This is a genomic window from Bradyrhizobium sp. SSBR45G (genome assembly GCF_030159255.1).
Taxonomy (GTDB): Bacteria; Pseudomonadota; Alphaproteobacteria; order Rhizobiales; family Xanthobacteraceae; genus Bradyrhizobium.
Window position 1 is genome coordinate 66,598 of record NZ_BSCT01000002.1, and the last position, 24,226, is coordinate 90,823.

Sequence of the window (24,226 nt, forward strand, 5' to 3'; positions counted from 1 at the left end):
CCGGAATGACGACGGGGAGGGAACGAGTCTCCGATATTGCCGCCAGCGTTACGCTGCGTTGGGCCGCGCCGTCACCAGCGCCGACAGCGCATCCGCCGTGGCGGCGGCGAGGGTCCAGCCGAGATGGCCGTGGCCGGTGTTGTAGAACACCCGCGGATTGTTGCCGCGGCCGACGCGCGGCAGCATGTCGGGCATCATCGGCCGCAGGCCGGTCCACGGCACCGATTGCCGCGTCGACAATCCCGGGAAATGCGCGCGGCACCAGTTGATCAAGGGCGAGATGCGCTCGGCGCGGATGTCGCGGTTGTAGCCGTTATACTCCGCGGTGCCGGCGACGCGCAGCCGCGTCGGACCGAGTCGGCTGGAGACGATCTTGGAGGCATCATCGAGCAGGCTGACCCAGGGCGCCGCCTCCTGGTCGGACTTCTCCGGCAATTGCAGGGTGATCGAATAGCCCTTCACGGGATAGATGTTGACGCGGTCGCCGAGCGACTTCGCGAACTGACGCGACATCACGCCGGCGCAGACCACGATCTGGTCGAACTGATGCACTTCCGTCGGCGGCGAAGTCTTCTCCAGCTGCGGCTCGGTCGACTGGCTGATCACGGTCACGCCGCGATCGCTCGCCGACACCGACAGCACCTCGTCCGACAGCCGCATGGAGACGCCGAGCTTCTCGCACGCTTTCGCAAGTCCGATGGTGAATTTGTGGATGTCGCCGGTGAAGTCGCTCGGCGTGTAGAAGCCGCCATAATAGGTGCCGCGCAGCGCCGGCTCGATTGCCTTCATCTCCGACGGCGTCACGGTCCGGCGCTCCAGCCCGCCCTTGGCGAGCAGCGCTGACACCTTCGCCGCCGAGTCGAATTCCTTCTTGGTCTCGTAGAAATGCAGGATGCCGCGGTCCTCGCAGTCGAAGTCGATGCCTTCCTCAGTGGCGATCCGGCGCAAATGCTCGCGCGCCTCCAACGCCAGCCGCACGGTGGTGACCGTGTTCTCCTCATAGCGCGGGATGTTGGCGATGAACTCCATCATCCAGCTGATCTTGTGCCAGGTCGGCGTCGGGTTGACGAGCAGCGGCGCGCCCGGCGTCGTCATCCATTTGATGCCCTTCCAGACCGTGGCCCAGCTGTTCCAGACCTCGGCATTGGAGACGGACAACTGCCCGCCATTGGCGAACGAGGTCTCCATCGCCGCATAGGGATGGCGGTCGAAGATGGTGACGCGGCAGCCACGCTTGGCGAGATTGTAGGCAGTGGTGATGCCGGCGATGCCGGCACCGATGACGGCGACATGGGTGTTTTCAGGGGTAGACATGCGTGGTCTCCAAGCCCGCGCATCCTTGCGCGGGGCAGCATGCCCCCTCTGTCATTGGCCTGAGAGCTTCACCTGCGGCCGTGAATCGGCTGCAGGCTTACACCGTCGGCGGGAGCTGAGAGCTCCGCTTTCCAGAGTGTCGAAACGAGTGCGGTCCCCTGTGCCTGAGAGTTTCCGGGGCGGTTGCTCCTTCGGCGCCGGACGGCTCGCGCCCTCCGGTCTCTTCCGCTCCCGCAATGCAGCAATATCCGTGCCATAAGAAGTTTTCTACGGGCCGCTGTCGATCTGGGGTCGATGCGTTCGTCTTCAAGGCATCAGGGAAGGAGACCCGTCATGAAGATCTATTGGATCAAGGCCCAGGCCCCGCGCCGCGTGCTGGCGCTGGTCAAGCATCTCGGCGTTCCCGCCGAGTTCATCGACATCAGTCGCGGCCTGAAGACGCCGGAGTTCGCCGCGCTCAATCCCAACATGAAGGCGCCGGTGCTGGTCGATGGCGACACCGTGCTGTGGGAGTCCACCGCCATCATGGCGCATCTGTGCATCCGCGAGAGCTGCGACATGTGGCCGTCGCGACATCCGCAGGAGCAGGTCGAGGTGCTGCGCTGGCTGGCCTGGACCGACAGTCATTGGAACCCGGCGGTCGCGCCGTTCTACTTCGAGCACATCGTGCGCAAGACGTTCGGCCTCGGCGCCCCGGACCGCGCATCGCTGGTCGCCAAGGTCGCGCCGCTCAAGACCGTTGCAGCCGTGCTCGACGCGTATCTGCGCGACCACAGCCACATCGCCTGCGACCGGCTGACGATTGCCGACTTCGCGGCGGCATCGATGGCTACCGACTGGCGCGAGGCGGAGATGCCGTTCGAAGCGTTCCCGAACATCGTGCGCTGGCTCGATGGGCTGATGCGACTGCCGGCTTGGGCCGAGCCGTGGCCGGAGAAGCGCTCCGCCGCAGCCTGAGCCTTTACGGCGCCACCGTGCCGTGGCCGAGCTGCTTGGAGATCTCGGCCGCGCAGGCGCGCAGGCGGTCGGCGAGTGGGGATTGCCAGCCGGCATCGAAGGTGCCGGCCGGGCCCATCGCGGTGATGACGAGCGCGACATGGCCGGCGTGATCGAACACGGGGGCTGCGAACGCATTGACGCCGGGCAGGGGATCGCCGACGGCGCGCGCCAGGCCTTGCGCGCGCACCTCGGCCAGCATCTCCGTTACTTTCGGACTCTTCGGCGCGCGCTTCGGATTGTAGCCGACGCCGAGACGGTCGAGGCCGGCGTCGAGCGCGGCCTTCACGGTCTTCGGCGGCAGGAACGCCGCGAAGGCGCGGCCGGTCGCGGTCTCCAGCAGCGCCATGATCGAGCCGACGCGCATCACGATATGCACGGCATGGCTCGGCTCCTCCAGCCGCACCACGGTCGGGCCGTTGGTGCCCCACACTGCCAGCGATACCGCATGATCGATCGCGCCGGCGAGCGCTGCGATCTTGGGCGTCGCGATCCGCACCGCCGACAGCCGGCGCAGGCTGATCAGGCCGAGCTCGAGCGCGAGCGGGCCGATCTCGTAGCGGCCGGTGGTCTCGTCCTGCTCGATCAGGCCGATGCGCGAGAAGCTGACGAGATAGGGATGCGCCTTGGCGGGCGGCAGCCCGGCCTCGCGCGCGAGGTCGCGCAGCATCATCGGCTCGCCGCTGCGCGCTAAGGCCTGCAGCAGCGCGCCGCCCACCTCGATCGACTGGATGCCGCGGCTCTCTCTGCTCATGCCTGCTGCTTGTGCGTTGCGGGGTCGGCCGTTGCCTACACCGCCAGGAAGCCGCCGTCGACCGGCAGCGTGACGCCGTTGACGTAGGACGCCATGTCCGACACCAGGAACGCCACGGGACCGGCGAGTTCCTCCGGCTGGCCGACGCGGCCGAGCGGCGTGCGGCTCATGAAGCCTTTGAGCCGCTCCGGATCGTTGCGGGTCGATTCCGTCATCGCTGTCGCGATCACGCCGGGCGCGATGGCGTTGACGCGGATGCCGTCCGCGGCGAGCTCGCGCGCCAGCGCCTGGGTCAGCGACTTCACGCCGCCCTTGGACGGCGAATAGCCGAGCGTGTTGCTGATGCCGATGAAGGAGGCGACGGAGGCGATGTTGACGATCGTGCCGCGGGTCTCGCGCAGCGCCGCGAGAAACGCGTAGGTGACGTTGAACACGCCGTTGAGATTGACGTCGAGCACGCGCTGCCAGTTCTCTGCGGCGCGCGGCGAGTCGATGTTCTCGCGAATGATGATGCCGGCATTGTTGACGAGGATCGAGATCGCGCCGACCTCGGCGCGCAGCTGCGCCGCCAGCGCTTTGCAGCCGGCGGCGTCAGTGACATCCAGCCGATGCGCCCACGCCTTGCGGCCGTGCTCGCGGATCTCGGCGGCGCAGCGCTCGGCTCCGTCCATGTCGATGTCGGTGATGACGACATCGGCGCCGCGGCCGGCGAGCCCCAGCGCGATGGCGCGGCCGTTGCCGTGCGCCGCGCCGGTGACCAGTGCGAGCTTCCCCGCCAGCATCTGACTGTCGCTCATGCGGCGTTCCTTTGGTGTGCGCGTTCGGCGAGATGCCGGCCGGCAATGTAGCCGAAGGTCAGCGCCGGTCCCAGCGTGATGCCGGCACCGGGATAATTGCCGCCCATGATGCTCGCCATGTCGTTGCCGGCGGCATACAGCCCCTCGATCGGCTGGCCCTGCGCGTCGAGCGCGCGGGCATGCTCGTCGGTGCGGATGCCGGCATAGGTGCCGAGATCGCCGATCACCATCTTGATCGCATAGAACGGCCCGTCCTTGATCGGCGCGACGCACGGGTTCGGCCCATGCAGCGCATCGCCCTGGTAGCGGTTGTAGGCGCGCGAGCCCTTGCCGAAGCTCGGATCCTGGCCGAGCGCGGCATCGGCGTTGAACGCGGCGACGGTGGCCTCCAGCGACATCGCATCGATGCCGGTGGCGCTGGCCAGCTCGGCGAGCGTCGCGCCGCGCTTGAGATAGCCGGTGCTGAGATGATGCCCGAGCGGCATCGGGAACGGTGGCACGCAGCCGAGGCCGTAGCGGCGCAAGCTCCGGTGGTCGGTGACGAGCCACGCTGCGATCTCGCGGCCGGGCTTCGCCGTCTTGACCATCGCCTGCACGAAATCATGGTACGAGTTGCCCTCATTGGCAAAGCGCACGCCGTCGGCGGTCACCGCGATCACGCCCGGCTTGGCGCGGTCGATGAAGTGCGGCATCACGCCCTTGCTGCCGTCCTTGCGCGTGGTGACGGACACCGGCACCCACGCCGCGGCATGCGGCAGCCCGTCCTCGATGCGGCCGCCGACGGCTTCCGCCAGCCGCAGGCCATCGCCGGTGTTGCCGACAGGGCCGGGCGAGGCATGCTCCTGTCCGGTCGGCGCATGCGGAAACATCGCCTTGCGCCGTTCGACATCATGCGGGAAGCCGCCGCAGGCGAGCACGACGCCGAGCCGCGCATTCACCCTGATGCGCTTGCCCTGCCGCGTCACCACGGCGCCGCGTACGGCCTCGCCGTCGCGGATCAGCTCGGCCACCGGCGACGACAACCACAGGGGAATGCCGAGATCGAACGCCGACTTGGCGAGCCGTCCGGCCAGCGCATTGCCGTTGGTCAAGGTCATGCCGCGGCCATGGCGCAGCACGTCCAGCGCGTGCTTCGACAGCCGCTTGGCGACGTAGAACGCCGACGCCAGCGACTTGGTCGCGCGCATGAAATGGATGATCTCCTTGCCCGAGCCGAGCATCATGCCGAACACGGTGAGCTCGGGCAGGGGCTGGCCGAGATCCTTGATGTGAGGCCCAAGCTCGCGGCCGTCGAACGGCCGCGTCACCATCGAGCGGCCGCCTTGCGTGCCGCCCGGCGCCTCCGCGTGATAGTCCGGGAAGGTCAGCGGCATGTCGAACTTCAGCGCGGTCTTGCTGGTGAAGAAGTCGACCGCCTCCGGCCCCTTGGTCAGGAACGCATCGACCCGCGCCGCATCAAAACTGTTGCCGGCCTCGTGGCGCAGATAGGTGCGCGCCAGCTCAGGGCTCTCGTCGATGCCCCAGGCCTTGGCCAGCGACGTGCCGGGAATCCACAGCCAGCCGCCGGAGCGCGCGGTGGTGCCGCCGAAGCGCGGCTCCTTCTCGGTGACGACGACCTTCAGCCCGGCATGGGCGGCGGTGACCGCCGCCGAGAGCCCGGCACAGCCGGAGCCGACCACCAGCACGTCGCAATCATAGGTCTCGCCGGTTCGGGGATCAGCTCCGCTCATGCGCGTGCTCCTACTTCTTCAACAGAGGGCATTTGGATTCGGAGACCGGCCGGAACGCATCCTCGCCCTTCACGGTCTTGACGATCTCCAGATAGTCCCACGGCTCCTTCGACTCCGACGGCGTCTTGACGCGAGCGAGATACATGTCGCGGATGACGCGGCCGTCCTCGCGCAGCTTGCCGCCATGAACGAAGGTGTCCTCGATCGGCAGCTCCCGCATTTTGGCCATGACGGCCTTCGGGTCATCCGTGCCGGCGGCCTTGATCGCCTTGAGATAATGCAGCACGGAGCCGTAGACGCCGGTCTGGATCATCGTCGGCATCACCTTGGTGCGGGCATAGAACTTCTTCGACCAGGCACGGGTGTTGTCGTCCATCGCCCAGTAGGACGCCGTGGTCATGTAGGTGCCCTGCGCGGCCTCGAGCCCGATCGCATGCACGTCGGTGTCGAACATCAGGAGGCCGACCAGCTTCTGGCCACCCTTGACCAGCCCGAACTCGCCGGACTGCTTGATCGCGTTATCAGTATCCTGGCCGGCATTGGCGAAGGCGACGACGTCGGCCTTGGAGCTCTGTGCCTGCAGCGCGAACGACGAGAAGTCGGCGGTGTTGGTCGGATGCTTGACGCCGCCGAGGATGGTGCCGCCGAGCTCCTTGATGAGGCGCGTCGCGTCCTTCTCCAGCTGCTGGCCGAACGCGTAGTCCGCAGTGATGAAGTACCAGGACTTGCCGCCCTGGCTGATGACAGCCGAGGTCGTCACCTTGGACAGCGCATAGGTATCGTAAGTGAAGTGCACGGTGTTGGGGCTGCACATCTCGTCGGTCAGCGAGCTCGCGCCGGGGCCGGAGAGCAGGGCGATCTTGTTGCGCTCGCGCACCATGTTGTGCACGGCGATCGCGATGCCGGAATTGGGGATGTCGACGACGGCGTCGACCTTGCCGTTGTCGAACCAGTCGCGCACGATCGTGGTGCCGACATCGGTCTTCATCTGGTGGTCGGCGCTGATGATCTCGATCGGCTTGCCGAGCACGGTTGGGCCGAACTCCTCGACCGCCATCTTCGCCGCTTCGACCGAGCCCGGCCCGCTGTTGTCGCGCCCCCAACTGGAGAGGTCGGTGAGCACGCCGATCCGCACCACATCGTCGGACACCTGAGCGGACGCGCTCGTTGCAATCAATGACGTCGTTGCCAGGAACGCGCAGGCGAGCAGCTGCCGTCGCATCAAGATCCTCCCATTTTGCTCCGCTCTGTCGGCGGTGCGGTGAGTTAGTCATTGACGAATTAATTTGTCAATGACGAATAGGCGGGATGCGGCGCACAATGCGGCGGTGGCCGCCGGAACGTGGGCTTGTTCTATGCTTCTGGTGCGTTGTCGATGGGCCGTGCCCGCTTCGGAGCTCGACCCTCTCCATGAACACGCGGCTGATGACCAACCTGCTGCGTCGATCTCGGAACCTGAACCTCTCCATGAACACGCCTCTCGGCGTGTTCATGGTCCGGTGTGCAGTGCCTCGGCTTTTACCCCTCATGGTGAGGAGCGCCGCGCCCAGTCTGTCAATTCGAGGTAAGATCGCTGCTCGCGGCGCGTCTCGAACCATGAGGCCCCAGTGAGGCCTCGCCCTTCGAGACGACCGCCTTAGGGCGGTCTCCTCAGGGTGAGGAGTGACGGTCGTGCGGGGCGATAGAGCGAAACGATTTCTCCATGAGCACGCGACTCGTGTTCGATCCGCTTTACACGCGCGGCATGATCTGCAGTTCGAGCAGCGCGAGGCGCTGCATCGCGGTGACGTCGCGCTCGCCGGACTTGGCGGCGCGCAGCACGGCTTCGGCAAGCAGGCTCACGTTTGTCGAGCTCACCGGCTCTGGCAGCGCTGCGACCGAGGCGTCGAGTGCTTCGGTCATCAGCGCGATGACGTCAGGTGAGAAGGACGCATCTGAAAAATTCTTCATGGAATGATGCCCGCCAGCAGGGTCGTGCTTCGGTGGATATCGGATACGCGTTACGTTGATGAGGAGAGAACGGCCTGGTGCGCTGTCGGTTCCCTCATTCGCGCGATCGCCGATCGGACCGTCCTATTTTCTGATATGCAGAATGGCGCGATCTCCCATGCGCCAATTGCCCGTCGAGCCAATCTGACGCAGCCTTCGTGACTTGTGTCGTCGGGCAAATCAGGACGATGTTTCCGCGCATCCCGCCTCCACATGAGGGGCGTATCGCGGTCGTCACGAGACGTGGGAAGCGGGATGTGATGGGCGTGTCGGCTCGCAGCGTGAGTGACATTGCGCGGACGAACGGGCCGGCACGCACGGTCAAGTCGCGTGGTCCTGATACCCCGATGCTGGTATCAAGTCGGTGGTGATGCTGACGCGTCGCGCTGACGACGGTGGCTAACGAGCCGGACACCGGGGAGAACGCGAAGCAGCCGTTAAAGCCATTGCGCAGGGAAGGCCGGGTCGTCCGGCTGGACCCGTGGTACCTGCCGCCTGCATTTTTTGAGCAGGCGGGCCACGGACCTCAGTCGGGGTCCGGCCTTCCCTGTGCCTTCTGTTTTAGAGGGGGCTCCGATTTGATAGCTCGGGCGTGAAACGTGCCGCGAGACTGCGAAGCTATGTTCTACAAGGTCCGGATGTTCGCGACGGTGCACACCTCCCACCCCGAACTCGTCATGCCCGGGCTTGTCCCGCCTGCGAGGCCGAAGCCGCTTCGGCGCGGCGAAGGCCCGGGCATCCACGTCGTTCGGCGCATCCGGTGCTGCGTGGATGGCCGGGACAGGCCCGGCCATGACGAGCAAGGGGTGGCGTCGGCCGGCAAACCGGCGGTCGAAGGTCGGCTGGCCACGCCTTGGGGCCGTGCGGCTTCACCTCAGGACGCGCGCTGGCCGGCCTGATTTTCGGACGCCGCTGCGGTTCCACGGCCGGATTCCCGCCGTTTTCCTCACGGAACCGGGCCGCCGCGTCATTGCGCCCTGCCGCGTCATCGCATAAAGCCTGTTCCCAAATCGTTCACGTCAGCTCAAGCTCATGGGCTAACCCACTGAAAGCTCAACGCTAATGGGAAAATCACTGATTCCGCCGGAGCCGGCGGAGATTCACGAGGTCGCGCTGCGCGAGGCGCTGGAAGAGCGCTATCTCGCCTATGCGCTCTCGACCATCATGCACCGGGCGCTGCCCGACGCGCGCGACGGCCTGAAACCCGTCCACCGGCGCATCCTCTACGGCATGCGGCTCTTGCGGCTCGATCCCGGCACCGCGTTCAAGAAGTCCGCCAAGATCGTCGGCGACGTGATGGGCTCGTTCCATCCGCATGGCGACCAGGCGATCTACGACGCGATGGTGCGTCTCGCGCAGGACTTCTCCTCGCGCTATCCGCTGGTCGACGGCCAGGGCAATTTCGGCAATATCGACGGCGATAACGCCGCCGCCTATCGCTACACCGAAGCGCGCATGACCGATGTCGCGCGGCTGCTCCTGGAAGGCATCGACGAGGACGGCGTCGAGTTCCGCCCGAACTATGACGGCCAGTCCAAGGAGCCGGTGGTGCTGCCCGGCGGCTTCCCGAACCTGCTCGCCAACGGCGCGCAGGGCATCGCTGTGGGCATGGCGACCTCGATCCCGCCGCACAACGCCGCCGAGCTCTGCGACGCCGCGCTGCATCTGATCGAGAAGCCCGACGCGAAGTCGCGCGCGCTGCTGCGCTGGGTCAAGGGCCCGGACTTCCCGACCGGCGGCACCGTGATCGACTCCAAGGAGCAGATCATCGAGGCCTACACCACCGGTCGCGGCTCGTTCCGGGTCCGCGCCAAGTGGAAGCAGGAGGAGGGCAACCGCGGCACCTGGATCGTCGTCATCACCGAGATCCCGTTCCTGGTGCAGAAGTCGCGCCTGGTCGAGAAGATCGCCGAGCTGCTGAACGAGAAGAAGCTGCCGCTGGTCGGCGACGTCCGCGATGAGTCCGCCGAAGACGTGCGGCTCGTGATCGAGCCGAAGTCCAAGAATGTCGATCCGGCGCTGATGATGGAATCTCTGTTCCGGCTGACGGATCTCGAGAGCAAGATTCCGCTGAACCTCAACGTGCTGATCAAGGGCAAGATCCCGAAGGTGGTGGGTCTGGCCGAGTGCCTGCGCGAATGGCTCGACCATCTGCGCGACGTGCTGCTGCGGCGCTCGAACTATCGCAAGAAGCAGATCGAGAACCGGCTGGAGATCCTCGGCGGCTACCTGATCGCCTATCTCAACATCGACGAGGTGATCCGGATCATCCGCACCGAGGATGAGCCGAAGCCGGTGCTGATGAAGACCTTCAAGCTCACCGAGGTGCAGGCGGAGGCCATCCTCAACATGCGCCTGCGCAGCTTGCGCAAGCTCGAGGAAATGGAGATCCGCACCGAGGACAAGAACCTGCGCGGCGAGCTGAAGGGCATCAACGAACTGCTCGCCTCCGAGCAGCTGCAGTGGGCCAAGGTCGGCGACCAGGTCAAGACCGTGCGCGACATGTTCGGGCCGAAGACGCCGCTCGGCAAGCGCCGCACCAATTTCGCCGACGCACCGGAGCACGATCTCGCCGCCATCGAGGAGGCCTTCATCGAGCGCGAGCCGGTCACGGTCGTCGTCTCCGACAAGGGCTGGGTGCGTACGCTGAAGGGGCACGTCGCCGACCTGTCGAACCTGCAGTTCAAGACCGACGACCAGCTCGGCCAGGCGTTCTTTGCCGAGAACACCTCGAAGGTGCTGCTGTTCGCCTCCAACGGCAAGTTCTACTCGCTCGACGTCGGCAAGCTGCCGGGCGGCCGCGGCCATGGCGAGCCGATCCGCATGTTCATCGACCTCGATCAGGACGCCTCGATCGTGTCGATGTTCGTCAGCAAGGGCGAGCGCAAGTTCCTCATCGCGGCGTCCGACGGCCAGGGCTTCGTGGTCAAGGAGGAGGACTGCGTCAGCAACACCCGCAAGGGCAAGCAGGTGCTGAACGTCACGGCGCCGGCCGAAGCGCGCGCGATCACGGTCGTCCAGGGCGACCAGGTCGCGGTCATCGGCTCCAACCACAAGATGGTGGTGTTCGGCCTCGACCAGGTGCCGGAGATGGCGCGCGGCCGCGGCGTGCGGCTGCAGAAATACTCCAGCGCGCAGCTCTCCGACGTCACCACCTTCGAGCAGAAGCAGGGGCTGGCCTGGAAGGATTCCGCCGGCCGCGACCAGGGCCTGAGCTGGAAGGACCTGGCCGACTACCGCGGCAACCGCGCCGACGCCGGCCGCGTCGCGCAGGGGCTGCCGAAGTCGAACAAGTTCAACCGGCCGATCGAGTGAGGCGAGCAGGCGTGAGATGCGCGACGATTGGACTTTGCACGACTGTTCGATGAGCCATCACCGGGCCGACAAATAAGGTCGTCGTCCCGGGCAAGCCCCGCGCGCGCGGCGCGTGGGGCGCCGACCTGGGCCATAATCACAGGACGTGGGATGGGGCAGGCTGGAACGACGCGCGTGCGAACCGATTGCCGCCGGTGGTTATGGGTCCCGGCGTTCGCCGGGACGACATCGAGAGCTGTCATCGGCAGCGAGTGGTAGGTCGTATGGCGCACTCACATTCCCATCATGACGACCACGACCATGATCATTCCCATGGTCACGCCCACTCTCATTCGCACGGCCATGCCGGCCACAGCCACGCCCCGGCGAGTTTTGGCGCAGCGTTCGCGATCGGGGTCTCGCTCAACACCGCCTTCGTCATTGCCGAGCTCGTGTTCGGCTATGCCGCGCATTCGCTGGCGCTGATCTCCGACGCGGTCCACAATCTCTCCGACGTGATGTCGCTGCTCCTTGCCTGGGGCGCGCTGTGGCTGTCGGGGCGACGGCCAACTGATCGCCATACCTACGGCTATCGCCGCGCCTCGATCCTGGCTGCGCTGATCAATGCCGGCCTGCTGCTGCTCGTGGTCGGCGGCATCGCGGTCGAGGCCTTCGACCGGCTGCGCAATCCGGGCGAGGTCGCCGGCACCACCGTTCTGTGGGTCGCCGCGCTCGGCATCATCATCAACGGCGCGACCGCGCTGCTGTTCATGCGCGGCCGCGACAGCGACCTGAACATTCGCGGCGCCTATCTGCACATGGCGGCCGATGCGGCCGTGTCGTTCGGCGTGGTCGTTGCCGCCGCGATCACGATCTGGACCGGCTGGCTATGGATCGATCCGATGGTCAGCCTGGTCATCGCGCTGGTCGTGCTCGTGAGCGGCTGGGAGCTGGCGCGCGACAGCGTCAACCTCGCGCTCGACGCCGTGCCGCGCGACATCGCGCTGCCGGCAGTGCGCGATTATCTCGCCTCGCTCGACGGCGTCAGCGAGGTGCACGACCTCCACATCTGGGCGATGAGCACCAACGAGACCGCGCTGACGGCGCATCTGGTGCGGCCCGGCGGCACCGATGATGCGTTCCTGCACCGCGTCTGTGCCGAGCTGTCGCATCGCTTCAACATCCAGCATCCGACCCTGCAGATCGAGGCCGACGGCTGCGCCTGCAAGCTGGCGCCTGCCGATGTCGTATGAGCCGCGATGGATCAGCTCCACCCCGCCAGTCTGAGCAGCACGCCGGCCGCGCACGATGCTGCGAGCACCGTCAGCATGCCGAGCTTGAAGCGGATGATGGCAACCGCGGCGGCGACCGTGAGCACCAGCGCCGGCCCATCGACACTCGCCAGCACCGGCGCGTCGAAATCCAGGCCGAAGCCGCTGACCGGAACAGTCCGGTGAAACAGCGTATGCAGCGCGAACCAGATCGACAGATTGAGGATCACGCCGACGACCGCCGCTGTGATCGCGCCCAGCGCGCCCGCCAATCCCTTGTTGCCGCGCAGACGCTCGATATAGGGCGCTCCGACGAAGATCCACAGGAAGCACGGCGCGAACGTCACCCAGGTCGCGAGCAGCCCGCCGAGTGTGCCGGCGATCAGTGGCGACAGCGATCCGGGATCGCGCGCGGCGGCGATGAAGCCGACGAATTGCAGCACCATGATCAGCGGCCCGGGCGTGGTCTCGGCCATGCCGAGCCCATCCAGCATCTCCGCGGGCTTGAGCCAGTGATAATGCTCGACCGCCTGCTGCCCGACATAGGCGAGCACCGCATAGGCGCCGCCGAACGTCACCATCGCCATCTTGCTGAAGAAGAGTGCGATCTGGCTGAACGTATTGGCCGGGCCGAGCGCCGCCAGCAGCGCCGCGACCGGCACGAGCCACAGCGCGAGCCAGACCAGCGCGGTGAGCAGCGTGCGCCGCGCATTCGGCTGGGCATGCTCCGGCAGGACCTCGCCGAGCGCGCTGTCGCCATCGCCGTTGCCGCTGGACCCATGGCCGGCTGCCGCGAACTCAGGCCGTCCGGCGCGCGCGCCGAGATAGCCGATCACGCCGGCGGCAATGATGATCAGTGGAAACGGCACCGCGAAGAAGAAGATCGCGATGAACGCCGCCGCGGCGATGCCGATCATGACGTTGTTGCGCAACGCGCGGCTGCCGACGCGCACCACCGCCTGGATCACGATCGCGAGCACGGCGGCCTTCAGGCCGAAGAACAGCGCCTCGACGAACCAGACATGGCCGAACGCGACATAGATCCAGCTCAGCGCCATGATCGCGATGATGCCCGGCAGGATGAACAGGCCGCCGGCCATCAGGCCGCCCGCCGTCCGGTGCATCAGCCAGCCGATATAGGTCGCCAGCTGCTGCGCCTCCGGGCCCGGCAGCAGCATGCAGTAGTTCAGCGCGTGCAGGAAACGGCTCTCCGACACCCAGCGCTTCTCGTCGACGATGATCCGATGCATGACAGCGATCTGGCCGGCCGGGCCGCCGAACGACAGCAGCGCCACCCGCAGCCAGACCTTGAACGCCTCGGCAAAGCTGACGCCGTGACCGGCGTCAGCCTCCGTGGGGGCAGTTGATGAGACCAGCTCGGTCATGGCTTCACCTTGTTCGTCGGCCAGTTGTGCGATTCGCCCGTCGCGTCGCGGCACCAGCGATAGAACGCATCATAGAGCCCAAGGCCAGCCTCGAGTTGCGCAAGGTCGTCGTCGTAGAGGCGGGACAGGCCGAGCGAGGCCGCGAGCAGGCCGGGCGCCTCCGGGCTGAGGTCGAGCCGCGCGGTGTCGGCCGCGCGCACGATGGTGGCGAGCCGCTGCAGGGCCGGCGTCGCCAGTCCGAATTCCTCGATCATCACGTCGAAGGTGCAGAGCTCGCCGCGATGGCTCCAGAACGTGCTCTCGACGTCGAAGGCGGCGGCCTTGAAGCGCTCGGCCACCGCCATGACCTCGGACGGCGCGACGAACAGAAACACGGCCTGCGGATCGACGAAGCGGCGGATCAGCCAGGGGCAGGCGATGCGGTCGATCTTCGGGCGGGCGCGGGTCACCCAGACGGTTCGCCCCTGCGCGTCCTGCGGCGGCAATCGGGCCACGGGGACGAGCGGCAGGCCTGCAGCCGCCCAAGCCTCGAAGCCGCCCTCCAGGTTCTCGGCCTGCGCCTTGGCGACACGCAGCCAGGCCGCAGCGCCATGCGACAGTTTGGCGCCGCGCTGGCAGATCACGATCACGGAGCGGCCGGCGAAATCCGCGCTCCACTGCGAAGCCTCCACGGCACGGCGCCGGATCGCGCCGGGAATGAGCCGCGGATCGGCGGCGAAATCCTCGTCGGTGCGGACGTCGATGAGGATCGGAGCCTGCGGGGTTCCGATCAGGCGGCTGAGCTTGTCAGGAGAAATCGATGCGAAGGATGACATGATGCGTCCTCGTGTCAAAATGACGGGACGCGATACTTGGGCATGTCGCCTCGTGGGGAGATCGCGAGGTCCCCATGTGCGTCATTACAGCGGAACCGCTTTGCTCTGTCAATCGCGGTGCAGGGCGTTCGCTCGGCTCTGTGGTAAAGTCGATAACGCGCCGTCACCGACCTGCATCTGTGGCAGGTCGGGCCCGGGGCACCGGGCCGCCGTCGTTTCGATCGTCTCTAGTTCACCTTTGGCCCCGGCCATGTACAAGCAGCGCCCGAGGGATCTGCACGGCCTGAGCCATGTCACCGTCGAGGTGGAGCACGGCCTGCATGCCTGAGACCTGCGCTGCGATCGAGATTGAGGACCTGCTCTGATGCCCGTGACGATCTTTCACAATCCGGCCTGCGGTACGTCGCGCAACACGCTGGCGATGATCCGCGCCTCGGGCGAGGCGCCTGATGTGATCGAGTATCTGAAGACGCCGCCGAGCCGCGAGCAGCTGATCGCGCTGATCAATGCGATGGGCATCAGGGTGCGCGATCTGCTGCGTGAGAAGGGCACCCCCTACGCCGAACTCGGGCTCGGCGATGCCAAATGGACCGACGACCAGCTGATCGAGGCGATGCTCGCGCATCCCATCCTCATCAACCGGCCGATCGTGGTGACGGGCAAGGGCGCGCGGCTCTGCCGTCCCTCGGAGCTCGTGTTCGATCTGCTCGACCATCCCGTCTCGTCGTTCACGAAGGAGGACGGCGAGGTGGTGAGCTGGCCCGCCAAGTGACGTCTTGCACAACGACACATCGACGAGTGGAAGCATGGACACCACAGCCCGCCTGGATCTGATCAACTGGCTCGTCGCCCAGAGCCTGACGGGTGTACCGGAGAACGACATTCTGCGCGGCTTCTGCGAGCGCTGCCGCGAAGCCGGATTGGAGCTGTCCCGCGCTCTGACCTTCATCGACACGCTGCATCCGATCTTCGAGGGACGCGGCTTCCGCTGGAACGAGAGCGCCAGCAACGAGTCCGACAGCTTCGAATATGGCTCCAGCAATGACGGCGAGGCCGCGCAGAACTGGCGGCGCTCGGTGTTTCACCACATGCTGGAGAAGGGGCACGAGGAGTTCAGCATCGATCTGACCGATTGTGCGCATCTCGACTTCATCATGATCCACGATCTCTCGGCCAAGGGCCACCGGCACTTCCTGGCCTTCGTGCATCAGTTTGGCGAGGCGGGGACGCTGGGCCAGATGGACTGCTTCTATTCGTACTGGCTGACGCGTCGCGACGGCGGATTCACTGAGCTGGAGATGGCGGCGCTGCGCGATCTCATCCCGTTGCTGGGTCTCGCTATCAAGTCCGCGCAGCAGGTCGACATCGTGCGCACGCTGGGTCGCGTCTATCTCGGGCGCGATGCGTCGGAGCAGGTGCTGCGCGGCCGCATCTCCCGCGGCGTCACCGAGCGCATCAATGCCGTGCTGTGGTTCTCCGACCTGCGCAGCTCGACCGCGATCTCCGAGAGCATCTCGCCGGACGAGATCATCCCGCTGCTCAACGACTATGCGGAAGCCTCGATCGACGCGATCTACGAGGCCGGCGGCGACGTGCTGAAGCTGATCGGCGACGGTGTGCTGGCGATCTTCACCGGCAGCGACATGGGGGCGGCCCGCCGGGCTGCGCTGCGCGCCGAGCACAGCTTCCGTCTCAACATCGCCAGGCTCAATGCGCGGCGGTCGGGCGAGGGCAGGCCGGTGACCTCGGCTTATGTCGGCCTGCATGTCGGCGAGGTGTTCTACGGCAATATCGGCAGCGAGGACCGGCTCGACTTCACGGTGGTCGGTCCGGCCGTCAACGAGGTCAGCCGCATCGCCTCGATGTGCCGCTCGGTCGATCGCGAGCTCCTGGCGTCCTCGGAGTTCTCGGCGGGGCTCGACGACGAGGGCCGCCGCTATCTGGTGTCGACCGGCCGCTACGCGCTGCGCGGCATCGGCCGCGCGCAGGATCTTTACACGCTCGATCCGGAGATCGCGGCGAGCTCACCGGCGACGAAGGCGTATGAGAACTACCTCGCAGACGAGATGTCGCACCATTGACCCACGTCAATGACCAGTCCGTGAGAGTCTGCCCAGCATCGTCAGCCGGGGAGGTGAAGCTCATGTACACGCATATCCTGCTGCCGACCGATGGTTCGGACCTGTCCAAGGCTGCTATCAGGCACGGCGTCGCGCTGGCGAAGGCGACCGGCGCCAAGATCACCGCGCTCGTGGTGTCGACGCCGCTGCATTCGCTGGTCGTCGATCCCCACGCGGCGACCAAGGCGCTGGCCCAGTACAAGTCGCTGGTGGCCGATCAGACCGCGAAATATCTCGGCCACGTCAAGGAGGACGCGGAGCAGGCCGGCGTCGCCTGCGACACACTCTGCGTCGAGCACGACAAGCCGTATGAGGCGATCGTCGAGACCGCGCGCAACGCGGACTGCGATCTGGTGCTGATGGCCTCGCACGGGCTGCGCGGGGTCTCGGCGCTGCTCGGCAGCGAGACCCTGAAGGTGCTGACGCATTCGACCGTGCCGATCCTGGTCTATCGCTAGGCCGGCTGCGGCTCCGGCTGGCGCGCCATCGCGACCACCGGCGAGGTGAGGATGACGAGCGCCTGCAGGCCGAAGATGGCCGCGACGAGATAGAGGCAAACGTCGGCGCCGTAGTGGCCCCCGACGATGGCGCCGAGCAGCGATCCGAGCGGGCGGGCGCCGTAGCTGAGGATGTTGATGGCCGAGACGCGCCCGAGCAGCCCGGCCGGCGTCACCGACTGCCGCAGCGTGGTGGTCGAGATCACCCACAGGATAGGCCCGGCGCCGAGCAGGAAGAAGCTCAGCGCCGCGAGATAAGGGGAGGGGACGAGCGTCGTCAGCGCCATCACCAGGGCTGCCGTAAAGCCGGTCACGGGTCCGAGCCCGATCACCGTGCCGAACGGCAGCAGCCGCATGATGCGCGTCGCCAGCAGCGCGCCGCAGACCATGCCGACGCCGAACATCGACAGCACCGTGCCGACGCCAGCGGCCGACAGGCCGAGCCGGTGCACCGCATAGGGTACGAACACCGCGAGCAGCAGGAAATGCGCGGTGTTGAAGATGAACTGCGTGACGAACACCGGCCGCAGCAGCGCATGCTTCAGCACGAACGCCGCACCTTCGCGGATGTCGGCCAACGGATGGCGGCGCGGGATGGCCGGGCGGCGGGGTTCGGCGATCCCAGACAGGCAGAGGGCTGCGACCAGCGAGAGCGCCGCGGCGCAGCCGAAGGCCGGCGCGCCGCCGATCCAGCCGACCAGCATGCCCCCGAGCGCGGGGCCGCCGGCGAAAGCGATGGTGCGGGCAAGCTCGATCCGTGCATTGGCGGCGGCCAGCTGGGCCGGGGGAACCAGGCTCGGCACCAAAGCGGGCGCCGCGACGCTGAACACCACTGTGCCACACACGGCAGCGAAGCCGAGCGCGGCGAGCAGTGGCAGTGTGAGCATCCCGGTTGCAAAAGCGACGAGGATCGCAAGCAGGGCCAGCGCCCGCAATGTCTCCGCCGCAGCCATCAGCAGCCGTCGCGGCATGCGATCGGCGAGCAGACCCGCCGGGATGGCGAACAGCACGAAGGGCGCTGTCAGCGCCGTCTGCAACAGCCCGGTCTCGCCCTCGCCGACGCCGAGCGCCAGCACGGCGACGATCGGCGCGGCCGCGAGCGCGATCTGCTCGGCCGATTGCGCGGTAAGGTTGGACCAGGCGAGGCGGTGGAAGCTTGCGGGCAGGGCGGCGAGGGGCATGTCGGACAACCTGATGTGATGATGCCGTCACCATCGGCGCAAGGCCGCGTCGCGCCCACCCGCTTCCCGATCATCGCGTCAGCCTCTGACGGGTGGGGCCGGCTAGCTTGCACCCGGCGCTTCGGCGAGCCCCCATTGCTCAGGCAGGGTGCGGAACGCCAGATGGGTGCCGGAATTCAGTGGTGCGGTCTTGAAGCCGAACCGGTGCCAGGCCAGCGCCAGGGACTGCTTGGTGTGAATCGAGATATGGCCATTGCGTGGTGCGACATACCACCAGGACATGCCCTGGCTGTCGAAGTCGTCGGGCTGCGTCAATGTCGAGTAGAACACCGCGCCCGGCTCGGCCACGCAGGCCGCCATGGCTCCAATCGACGCGAGAGGATCGGGGACATGCTCGAGCGTCTCGAAGCAGGTGACGAGGTCAAACTTGCCGTCAGGGCAGGTCGCATGCTCCGGCACCATCGGATCGTAGGTGATGGCTTCGGCAAAACCGTGCGCGCGCAGGCTGGTGCAGAACACGTCGTTGCCGCCGCCGAAGTCGAGCACCCGCATCGTCGCCTTGTGAGGCGCCCAGAAGCGGGCCACGGCCGCCGCATTGTCAGTCGGCCGCTTGACCCGGTAGTCTGGATCCACGGCTTCGTAGCCGTCGTTATAGATGTGGGTCTTGAATTGCTCGATGCTCCAGTCGTCGAAGGCATCCGTGAACAGAAAGCCGCAATCGGTGCAGCGGCGGTAGTAGATCGGCACGCCGGCAAGCGGAGAGCGGAGCGCGTGCGCCGTCTGGCAGGGCCGGTTGATGTCGACGACCCCGTAGAGGTTGGCAGGACCGTCACAGATCTTGCAGGGCACGGGCGCGTTCGAGATGGGTCGGAGACCGAGTTGGGTAGACAGCATGTTGGATCTCGCCAGGGGGCCATGACGCCCGCATCTGCCGCGCGCCGCGCTCAGATCGGGCACGAATCGGCTGGGACGAGCGATCCCGATGATGAAGCGGTACGTGGATATTTCCAGCCCGGGCTGGCGCCATCATCCCGACACTGCGCTCTTGCAAGTAAGTTGCATTAAAGGTCGGTTTCGTTCAGGATGATGCCATGGACGCAAAATCGTCAGACCTTTCGCAGCTGCATGCCATGGTTCCGTCGGGCGACCGCCTGATGAGCGACGGGTGGCGCAATGAACGCGGCGAGCCGTCGCTGGGCGACATGTTCGGTTCGGTGCGGACCACCGCCAAGGGCTCGCTGTGGCGAAAGCTGGTCGCGTTCCTGGGGCCCGGCTATCTGGTCGCGGTTGGCTACATGGATCCCGGCAATTGGGCGACCTCGCTCGCCGGCGGATCCAAGTTCGGCTACGTGCTGCTGTCGGTCGCGCTGCTGTCCAACCTGATGGCGATCGTGCTGCAGTCGCTGTGCACCCGGCTCGGCGTCGCGACCGGCCGCGACCTGGCCCAGGCCTGCCGCGATTCGACCCCCCGCTGGGTTTCGGTGCCGCTGTGGCTGTCGGCGGAGATCGCGATCACCGCGACCGATCTCGCCGAGGTCATCGGCACGGCGATCGGCCTCAGCCTGCTGTTCGGGCTGCCGCTGTCGATCGGCGTCTGCGTCACGGCGCTGGACGTGTTCCTCATCCTGGCGCTGCAGGCCTTCGGCTTCCGCTGGATCGAGGCGTTCGTGGTCGCGCTGCTCGGAATCATCGCGCTCTGCTTCGCGGTCCAGATCGCGATGGCGCATCCCGACTGGGCCGAGGTGGCGAAGGGCTTCGTGCCGAGCGGCCAGCTGATCGCCAATCCCGAAATGCTGTATCTGGCGCTCGGCATTCTCGGCGCGACCGTGATGCCGCACAATCTCTACCTGCATTCCGGACTGGTGCAGACCCGCGGTTATGGCGACAGCCCGGAGGAGAAGCGCGAGGCCATCACGCTGTCGACGATCGATTCGACGATCGCGCTGTGTCTGGCCCTGACCATCAACGCCTCCATCCTGATCCTGGCGGCGGCCACGTTTCACCGCACCGGGCAGCACGACGTCGCGGAGCTCGACCAGGCGCATTCCTTCCTGGCGCCGCTGCTGGGATCGACGATTGCGCCGACGCTGTTCGCGATTGCGCTGTTGTGCTGCGGCCTGAACTCCACGATCACCGCGACCCTGTCGGGCCAGATCGTGATGGAAGGCTTTCTGCAGTGGCGGATCGCGCCGTGGCTGCGCCGCATGATCACCCGCATGATCGCGATCGTGCCGGCCGTGGTGGTGACGATCTGGGCCGGCGAGAAAGCCACCGGTCAGCTCTTGATCCTCAGCCAGGTCGTGCTCAGCCTGCAGCTTCCATTCGCCGTGGTGCCGCTGGTGCTGCTCACGGCCAGCCGCGCCAAGATGGGGCAGTTCGTGGCACCGCGCTGGCTGACGGCCATCGCCACCCTGGTTGCGGTGGTGATCATCGCCCTCAATGCCAAGCTGGTGTGGGATCTGGCGACGGGATGAGAAGAGGCGAATAGCGAATTCGAATAACTCTACTCGCTACTCCCTATTCGCCATTCGCCTACATCACTCCTGCGGCTCCGGCGCCGTATCGCCCTCGGCATCGATACGTAGCCAGCCGGCGGCGGCCAGCCGCTGCTGCGGCAGATAGCGGCTCTTGTAGTCCATCTTCTTCGAGCCTTCGATCCAGTAGCCGAGATAGACGTAAGGCAGCCCCTGGCGCCGGGCGCGCGCGATGTGGTCGAGGATCATGAAGGTGCCGAGCGAGCGCGTGGTCTCGGCCGGATCGAAGAACGAGTACACCATCGAGAGCCCGTCGCTGAGCACGTCGGTCAGGGCGACCGCGACCAGCTCGCCGCCGCGCGCGTTCGGACCGTTGCTCAGGTTGCGGCGGCGGTATTCGATGATCCGCGTTTCGACATGGCTGTCCTCGACCATCATCGCGTAATCGAGCACCGTCATGTCGGCCATGCCGCCGTGGCGATGACGCTGGTCGAGATATCCGCGGAAGATCGAGTATTGCTCGGAGGTCGGCACGGCGCTGCGCTGCTCGCCGACCAGATCCGAGTTGCGCGCGAGCACCTTGCGGAAGTTGCGCGAGGGACGGAATTCGTTGGCGATCACCCGCACGGACACGCACGCCCGGCACTGGTCGCAGGCCGGACGGTAGGCAATCGACTGGCTGCGACGAAAGCCGCCATGGGTGAGCAGGTCGTTCAGATCGGTCGCCTTGTCGCCCACCAGATGCGTGAACACCTTGCGTTCCTGCCGCCCGGGCAGATACGGGCAGGGCGACGGCGCGGTCAGGTAGAATTGCGGGGTGTCACGCGAATGCTGGGTCAAGGAACGTCGTGAGCCTCCGAGGCGGTCATCAACAGAATTGCGCTCCGAAAGCGGCCGGTCAATCGCTTTTGCTGCATCACCCGATGTCTCACCAGGTTCGAGCCGGTTCGGCCAGCTGCGCGCGCACCGAGGTGTTGATCACGACGGTGCCGAGCACGAAATCGTGCAGCAGCCGGCGGCGGCGGTTGAACAGCCCGATCAGCAGGACGAAGGGCGACAGGGCCGATACCGAGATCCAGAAACACACCGCATGCACGGCACCGAGCACAAAGTAGCCGGGCGCGCCGTACCAAGTCCTCACCTGCAGATCCATCACCCGCATGCCGATTGTCGCCGAGTTCGGGCCGCCGATGGTGGCGCCGTAATACACGATGGCCCAGATCACCGAGGCCGGTGAGACCAGCCAGAACAGCGCCCAGCCAAGCCCAAGCGTGATCACGCCGAACACGGTAATGAAGATCAGCGCCAGGAGCACTGGCACCGACAGCACCAGGAGATCGATCAAGAAGGCAATCGCCCGCCGCATCAGCACGCCGCGAAACAACTCGGGCTGCAGATGGGGATCGTAAGCATGTGGCCGAAGGCCGGTCTCGCCGTTGCCGCCATTGCCTGGGCCCGAATATGCCATTGATGGTCCCTCTCGAATTGGCAACCGAGACATGGGAGCAGCGCGCGCGCTTGCAAGGGGCGATCCTTGCAATGCACGCGGCAAATTTCCGGCGATTTCGCGATTTCTTATGCGGAGAGTCTTGCAGTTCAACCTTGGCGGCGCAGCCGCTCGGCGGCCTGCGGCGCGAAATAGGTGAGGACACCGTCGGCCCCGGCGCGCTTGAAGGCGAGCAGGCTCTCCATCATCGCGCGGTCGCCGTCGATCCAGCCATTGCTGGCTGCCGCCGTGATCATCGCGTACTCGCCGGACACCTGATAGGCGAAGGTCGGCATGGCGAAGGTGTCCTTCACGCGTCGGACGACGTCGAGATAGGGCATGCCGGGCTTCACCATCACCATGTCGGCGCCCTCAGCGATGTCGAGCTCGACCTCGCGCAGCGCCTCGTCGGTGTTGGCGCTGTCCATCTGGTAGGTGCGCTTGTCGCCGGTCAGCGTCTTGGCCGAGCCGATCGCGTCGCGGAACGGGCCGTAGAAGGCGGAGGCGTACTTGGCCGCATAGGCCATGATCTGCACGTCGAGGAAGCCGGCCTGATCCAGCGCCTGGCGGATGGCGCCGACCCGGCCGTCCATCATGTCCGACGGTGCGATGATATCGCAGCCGGCTTCGGCCTGGACCAGGGCCTGGCGCACCAGCACCGCGACCGTCTCGTCATTGAGGATGCGGCCATCCTTGACCAGCCCGTCATGACCGTGGCTTGTGAACGGATCGAGCGCGACGTCGCAAAGCACGCCGATCTCCGGGAACTCGGCCTTGATGGCGCGGACCGCCTGGCAGACCAGATTGTCCGGATTGCAGGCCTCGGAGCCGTGCTCGTCGCGCAGCGTCGGATCGGTATAGGGAAACAGCGCGATGCAGGGGATGTCGAGCTTGGCGGCGCGTTCGGCATCGCGCACGATCTCGTCGACGCTCAGCCGCTCCACGCCGGGCATCGAGGCGACGGTGCTGCGGGTGCGGTCGCCCTGGACCACGAACAAGGGCCAGATCAGGTCGTTGGTGGTCAGGACGTTCTCGCGCACCATGCGGCGCGCCCACTCGGCCTTGCGGTTGCGGCGGGGACGGATGGTCAGGTCGAGCGCCGGCGTTGCCGTGGCCGGGCTGCGCGTCACGTCGCGCACGTCGATCGGGCGCCCGAATTTGATCGCCATGGGGTGCTGGCTCCTTGAACTGGCCGGCGAGCCGGAGGATTTGATTTGTTGTAATTCCAACAATCTGTAGCACTTTGCCGGCCGCGCGTCACTTGACCTGACGCAAGCTGCGCCGTTGATTTCCGACCCGGTCGGTTTCACGGTGCGGCCGAGGGCCCAGAATCGCCATTGTCCTGCTCCTTGAGAAGCCTGTCATGATGACCCGTCCGACCCACTTGAGCCTCCATGCCTGACATCCCTTCGGCACGAGATCTGGCACGCGACAACGCCGCCATGTCGGTGGCGGCGCTGTCCGCTGAACGGCAGGAGAGCGACGAGAACGTCTGGACGCGCCGGCTCGTGCTGTTCCTGCGGGTCATGGCGATGCTCTCGATCGCCAAGGGCCTCTATCATTGGGCTCAGGTGACCGGCTTCATCGGCGGTGAGGACGACGCGTTCGAGAACCAGGCGATGGCCTGGCAGGCCGCTACGGTCTATTTCGCGGTGATCGAGCTCGTCGCCGCGGTCGGCCTGTGGCTGGCGACGCCGTGGGGCGCAGTGGTGTGGCTCACCACGGTCGTGTCGATGGCGGTGATCGAGCTGATGTTCCCCGGGATCTATGGCGGCAACCTGCTGGTGGTCGCCGGCGAGGCGGTCATGCTTGCCGCCTACCTCGTGCTGGCCTGGATGGCGGCGCGCGAACGACCACCATAGGTGGAGGATCGCATTCGTTGCTCGGCGTAAATCCTTTCAGCGCAATGTGGGTAATGTTTCGAACACCTTAAGAGCGTCCGCCACAGCTGTTACAGAGACCTTAGCGGGCGGACCCCATGCTGTTTTGGAATGCGACAGGGGGGTGAAACAGAGCGCGAACATCGCCTCTCGACCGTCAACGGACTCTTGCAAAAGCTGCTGTAATTACAGGCTTAAAAGAGAATTCACTCTCCGCGATTCATTCTCTCTTTATGCTCTTAT

21 protein-coding genes, 1 pseudogene and 1 riboswitch are annotated in these 24,226 nt (G+C 66.3%); of the genes and pseudogenes, 9 read left to right on the forward strand and 13 right to left on the reverse strand.

The window, feature by feature from the left end:
* Positions 1–48 precede the first annotated feature (48 nt).
* Positions 49–1,314 carry a D-amino acid dehydrogenase gene (locus tag QQL87_RS03225; RefSeq protein WP_284419401.1) on the reverse strand — a complete coding sequence of 422 codons (1,266 nt, stop codon included), beginning with the start codon at positions 1,312–1,314 and terminating at the stop codon, positions 49–51.
* A gap of 141 nt (positions 1,315–1,455) precedes the next feature.
* Positions 1,456–1,552, reverse strand: a riboswitch (glycine riboswitch).
* Positions 1,553–1,647: 95 nt separating this feature from the next.
* On the opposite strand from QQL87_RS03225, the gene QQL87_RS03230 reads away from it, so the two are divergent.
* The gene (locus QQL87_RS03230) at positions 1,648–2,271 is read left to right on the forward strand and encodes a glutathione S-transferase family protein (protein ID WP_284419400.1); all 624 of its coding nucleotides are present in this window, start codon (positions 1,648–1,650) and stop codon (positions 2,269–2,271) included.
* A gap of 4 nt (positions 2,272–2,275) precedes the next feature.
* Here the strand turns inward: QQL87_RS03230 and QQL87_RS03235 are convergent, their stop codons facing one another.
* From QQL87_RS03235 to QQL87_RS03255, 5 genes are all read right to left on the reverse strand, one after another.
* Complete coding sequence (locus QQL87_RS03235; RefSeq protein WP_284419399.1) at positions 2,276–3,064, reverse strand: IclR family transcriptional regulator; 789 nt, start codon at positions 3,062–3,064, stop codon at positions 2,276–2,278.
* Positions 3,065–3,099: 35 nt separating this feature from the next.
* Positions 3,100–3,861, reverse strand: coding sequence for an SDR family NAD(P)-dependent oxidoreductase (locus tag QQL87_RS03240; RefSeq protein ID WP_284419397.1), 762 nt, complete (start codon positions 3,859–3,861; stop codon positions 3,100–3,102).
* A complete protein-coding gene (locus tag QQL87_RS03245) occupies positions 3,858–5,591 on the reverse strand; it encodes an FAD-dependent oxidoreductase (RefSeq protein ID WP_284419395.1) in 1,734 nt (577 codons plus the stop codon). Before QQL87_RS03245 ends, QQL87_RS03240 begins: the two co-directional genes overlap by 4 nt.
* A gap of 10 nt (positions 5,592–5,601) precedes the next feature.
* Positions 5,602–6,813, reverse strand: coding sequence for an ABC transporter substrate-binding protein (locus QQL87_RS03250; protein ID WP_284419393.1), 1,212 nt, complete (start codon positions 6,811–6,813; stop codon positions 5,602–5,604).
* Between the two features lie 509 nt (positions 6,814–7,322).
* Positions 7,323–7,541 (reverse strand): hypothetical protein, encoded by a 219-nt coding sequence (locus QQL87_RS03255; protein ID WP_284419392.1) that lies wholly within the window; start codon positions 7,539–7,541, stop codon positions 7,323–7,325.
* Positions 7,542–8,642: 1,101 nt separating this feature from the next.
* On the opposite strand from QQL87_RS03255, the gene parC reads away from it, so the two are divergent.
* Positions 8,643–10,895, forward strand: coding sequence for a DNA topoisomerase IV subunit A (gene parC, locus QQL87_RS03260; RefSeq protein ID WP_284419391.1), 2,253 nt, complete (start codon positions 8,643–8,645; stop codon positions 10,893–10,895).
* A gap of 263 nt (positions 10,896–11,158) precedes the next feature.
* Positions 11,159–12,127, forward strand: coding sequence for a cation diffusion facilitator family transporter (locus tag QQL87_RS03265; protein WP_284419390.1), 969 nt, complete (start codon positions 11,159–11,161; stop codon positions 12,125–12,127).
* Between the two features lie 11 nt (positions 12,128–12,138).
* Here the strand turns inward: QQL87_RS03265 and chrA are convergent, their stop codons facing one another.
* Positions 12,139–13,530, reverse strand: a complete 1,392-nt coding sequence (chrA, locus tag QQL87_RS03270) for a chromate efflux transporter (RefSeq protein ID WP_284419388.1) — start codon at positions 13,528–13,530, stop codon at positions 12,139–12,141.
* The gene (locus QQL87_RS03275) at positions 13,527–14,345 is read right to left on the reverse strand and encodes a chromate resistance protein ChrB domain-containing protein (protein WP_284419387.1); all 819 of its coding nucleotides are present in this window, start codon (positions 14,343–14,345) and stop codon (positions 13,527–13,529) included. The genes chrA and QQL87_RS03275 overlap by 4 nt, the downstream gene beginning before the upstream one ends.
* A 162-nt stretch (positions 14,346–14,507) precedes the next feature.
* Between QQL87_RS03275 and QQL87_RS03280 the strand changes: the two are divergent.
* The 4 genes and pseudogenes from QQL87_RS03280 to QQL87_RS03295 form a co-directional block, all read left to right on the forward strand.
* Positions 14,508–14,673, forward strand: a pseudogene (locus QQL87_RS03280) (cation transporter); the annotation flags it as partial.
* 36 nt (positions 14,674–14,709) lie between these two features.
* Positions 14,710–15,117 carry an arsenate reductase (glutaredoxin) gene (gene arsC, locus QQL87_RS03285; RefSeq protein ID WP_284419386.1) on the forward strand — a complete coding sequence of 136 codons (408 nt, stop codon included), beginning with the start codon at positions 14,710–14,712 and terminating at the stop codon, positions 15,115–15,117.
* A 34-nt stretch (positions 15,118–15,151) separates the two neighbouring features.
* Positions 15,152–16,426: an adenylate/guanylate cyclase domain-containing protein gene (locus tag QQL87_RS03290; RefSeq protein WP_284419385.1), complete on the forward strand. Its 1,275-nt coding sequence runs from the start codon at positions 15,152–15,154 to the stop codon at positions 16,424–16,426.
* A 62-nt stretch (positions 16,427–16,488) separates the two neighbouring features.
* Positions 16,489–16,923, forward strand: a complete 435-nt coding sequence (locus QQL87_RS03295) for a universal stress protein (protein WP_284419384.1) — start codon at positions 16,489–16,491, stop codon at positions 16,921–16,923.
* On the opposite strand, the gene QQL87_RS03300 is transcribed toward QQL87_RS03295, so the two are convergent.
* Entirely contained in the window at positions 16,920–18,143 is a 1,224-nt protein-coding gene (locus QQL87_RS03300; RefSeq protein ID WP_284419382.1) for an MFS transporter, read from the reverse strand. The two genes, QQL87_RS03295 and QQL87_RS03300, sit on opposite strands and share 4 nt — an antisense overlap.
* Positions 18,144–18,245: 102 nt before the next feature.
* The gene (locus tag QQL87_RS03305) at positions 18,246–19,037 is read right to left on the reverse strand and encodes a class I SAM-dependent methyltransferase (protein WP_284419380.1); all 792 of its coding nucleotides are present in this window, start codon (positions 19,035–19,037) and stop codon (positions 18,246–18,248) included.
* A 197-nt stretch (positions 19,038–19,234) separates the two neighbouring features.
* On the opposite strand from QQL87_RS03305, the gene QQL87_RS03310 reads away from it, so the two are divergent.
* A complete protein-coding gene (locus tag QQL87_RS03310) occupies positions 19,235–20,617 on the forward strand; it encodes an Nramp family divalent metal transporter (protein ID WP_284419379.1) in 1,383 nt (460 codons plus the stop codon).
* Between the two features lie 63 nt (positions 20,618–20,680).
* On the opposite strand, the gene QQL87_RS03315 is transcribed toward QQL87_RS03310, so the two are convergent.
* From QQL87_RS03315 to hemB, 3 genes are all read right to left on the reverse strand, one after another.
* Positions 20,681–21,457, reverse strand: coding sequence for an arginyltransferase (locus QQL87_RS03315; protein WP_284419378.1), 777 nt, complete (start codon positions 21,455–21,457; stop codon positions 20,681–20,683).
* A gap of 88 nt (positions 21,458–21,545) precedes the next feature.
* Positions 21,546–22,085, reverse strand: coding sequence for an RDD family protein (locus QQL87_RS03320; RefSeq protein ID WP_284419376.1), 540 nt, complete (start codon positions 22,083–22,085; stop codon positions 21,546–21,548).
* Positions 22,086–22,213: 128 nt separating this feature from the next.
* Complete coding sequence (hemB, locus tag QQL87_RS03325) at positions 22,214–23,272, reverse strand: porphobilinogen synthase (RefSeq protein ID WP_284419375.1); 1,059 nt, start codon at positions 23,270–23,272, stop codon at positions 22,214–22,216.
* A 225-nt stretch (positions 23,273–23,497) separates the two neighbouring features.
* Here hemB and QQL87_RS03330 point away from each other — a divergent pair, with 225 nt between their 5' ends.
* Entirely contained in the window at positions 23,498–23,965 is a 468-nt protein-coding gene (locus QQL87_RS03330) for a DUF6163 family protein (RefSeq protein ID WP_284419374.1), read from the forward strand.
* The last annotated feature ends 261 nt before the right edge of the window (positions 23,966–24,226 follow it).

Bases quoted from the DNA above. Each gene is read 5' to 3' on its own strand.
- QQL87_RS03225 (WP_284419401.1), bottom strand. From the start codon at position 1,314: ATGTCTACCCCTGAAAACACCCATGTCGCCGTCATCGGTGCCGGCATC.
- QQL87_RS03230 (WP_284419400.1), top strand. From the start codon at position 1,648: ATGAAGATCTATTGGATCAAGGCCCAGGCCCCGCGCCGCGTGCTGGCG.
- QQL87_RS03235 (WP_284419399.1), bottom strand. From the start codon at position 3,064: ATGAGCAGAGAGAGCCGCGGCATCCAGTCGATCGAGGTGGGCGGCGCG.
- QQL87_RS03240 (WP_284419397.1), bottom strand. From the start codon at position 3,861: ATGAGCGACAGTCAGATGCTGGCGGGGAAGCTCGCACTGGTCACCGGC.
- QQL87_RS03245 (WP_284419395.1), bottom strand. From the start codon at position 5,591: ATGAGCGGAGCTGATCCCCGAACCGGCGAGACCTATGATTGCGACGTG.
- QQL87_RS03250 (WP_284419393.1), bottom strand. From the start codon at position 6,813: ATGCGACGGCAGCTGCTCGCCTGCGCGTTCCTGGCAACGACGTCATTG.
- QQL87_RS03255 (WP_284419392.1), bottom strand. From the start codon at position 7,541: ATGAAGAATTTTTCAGATGCGTCCTTCTCACCTGACGTCATCGCGCTG.
- parC (WP_284419391.1), top strand. From the start codon at position 8,643: ATGGGAAAATCACTGATTCCGCCGGAGCCGGCGGAGATTCACGAGGTC.
- QQL87_RS03265 (WP_284419390.1), top strand. From the start codon at position 11,159: ATGGCGCACTCACATTCCCATCATGACGACCACGACCATGATCATTCC.
- chrA (WP_284419388.1), bottom strand. From the start codon at position 13,530: ATGACCGAGCTGGTCTCATCAACTGCCCCCACGGAGGCTGACGCCGGT.
- QQL87_RS03275 (WP_284419387.1), bottom strand. From the start codon at position 14,345: ATGTCATCCTTCGCATCGATTTCTCCTGACAAGCTCAGCCGCCTGATC.
- arsC (WP_284419386.1), top strand. From the start codon at position 14,710: ATGCCCGTGACGATCTTTCACAATCCGGCCTGCGGTACGTCGCGCAAC.
- QQL87_RS03290 (WP_284419385.1), top strand. From the start codon at position 15,152: ATGGACACCACAGCCCGCCTGGATCTGATCAACTGGCTCGTCGCCCAG.
- QQL87_RS03295 (WP_284419384.1), top strand. From the start codon at position 16,489: ATGTACACGCATATCCTGCTGCCGACCGATGGTTCGGACCTGTCCAAG.
- QQL87_RS03300 (WP_284419382.1), bottom strand. From the start codon at position 18,143: ATGCCCCTCGCCGCCCTGCCCGCAAGCTTCCACCGCCTCGCCTGGTCC.
- QQL87_RS03305 (WP_284419380.1), bottom strand. From the start codon at position 19,037: ATGCTGTCTACCCAACTCGGTCTCCGACCCATCTCGAACGCGCCCGTG.
- QQL87_RS03310 (WP_284419379.1), top strand. From the start codon at position 19,235: ATGGACGCAAAATCGTCAGACCTTTCGCAGCTGCATGCCATGGTTCCG.
- QQL87_RS03320 (WP_284419376.1), bottom strand. From the start codon at position 22,085: ATGGCATATTCGGGCCCAGGCAATGGCGGCAACGGCGAGACCGGCCTT.
- hemB (WP_284419375.1), bottom strand. From the start codon at position 23,272: ATGGCGATCAAATTCGGGCGCCCGATCGACGTGCGCGACGTGACGCGC.
- QQL87_RS03330 (WP_284419374.1), top strand. From the start codon at position 23,498: ATGCCTGACATCCCTTCGGCACGAGATCTGGCACGCGACAACGCCGCC.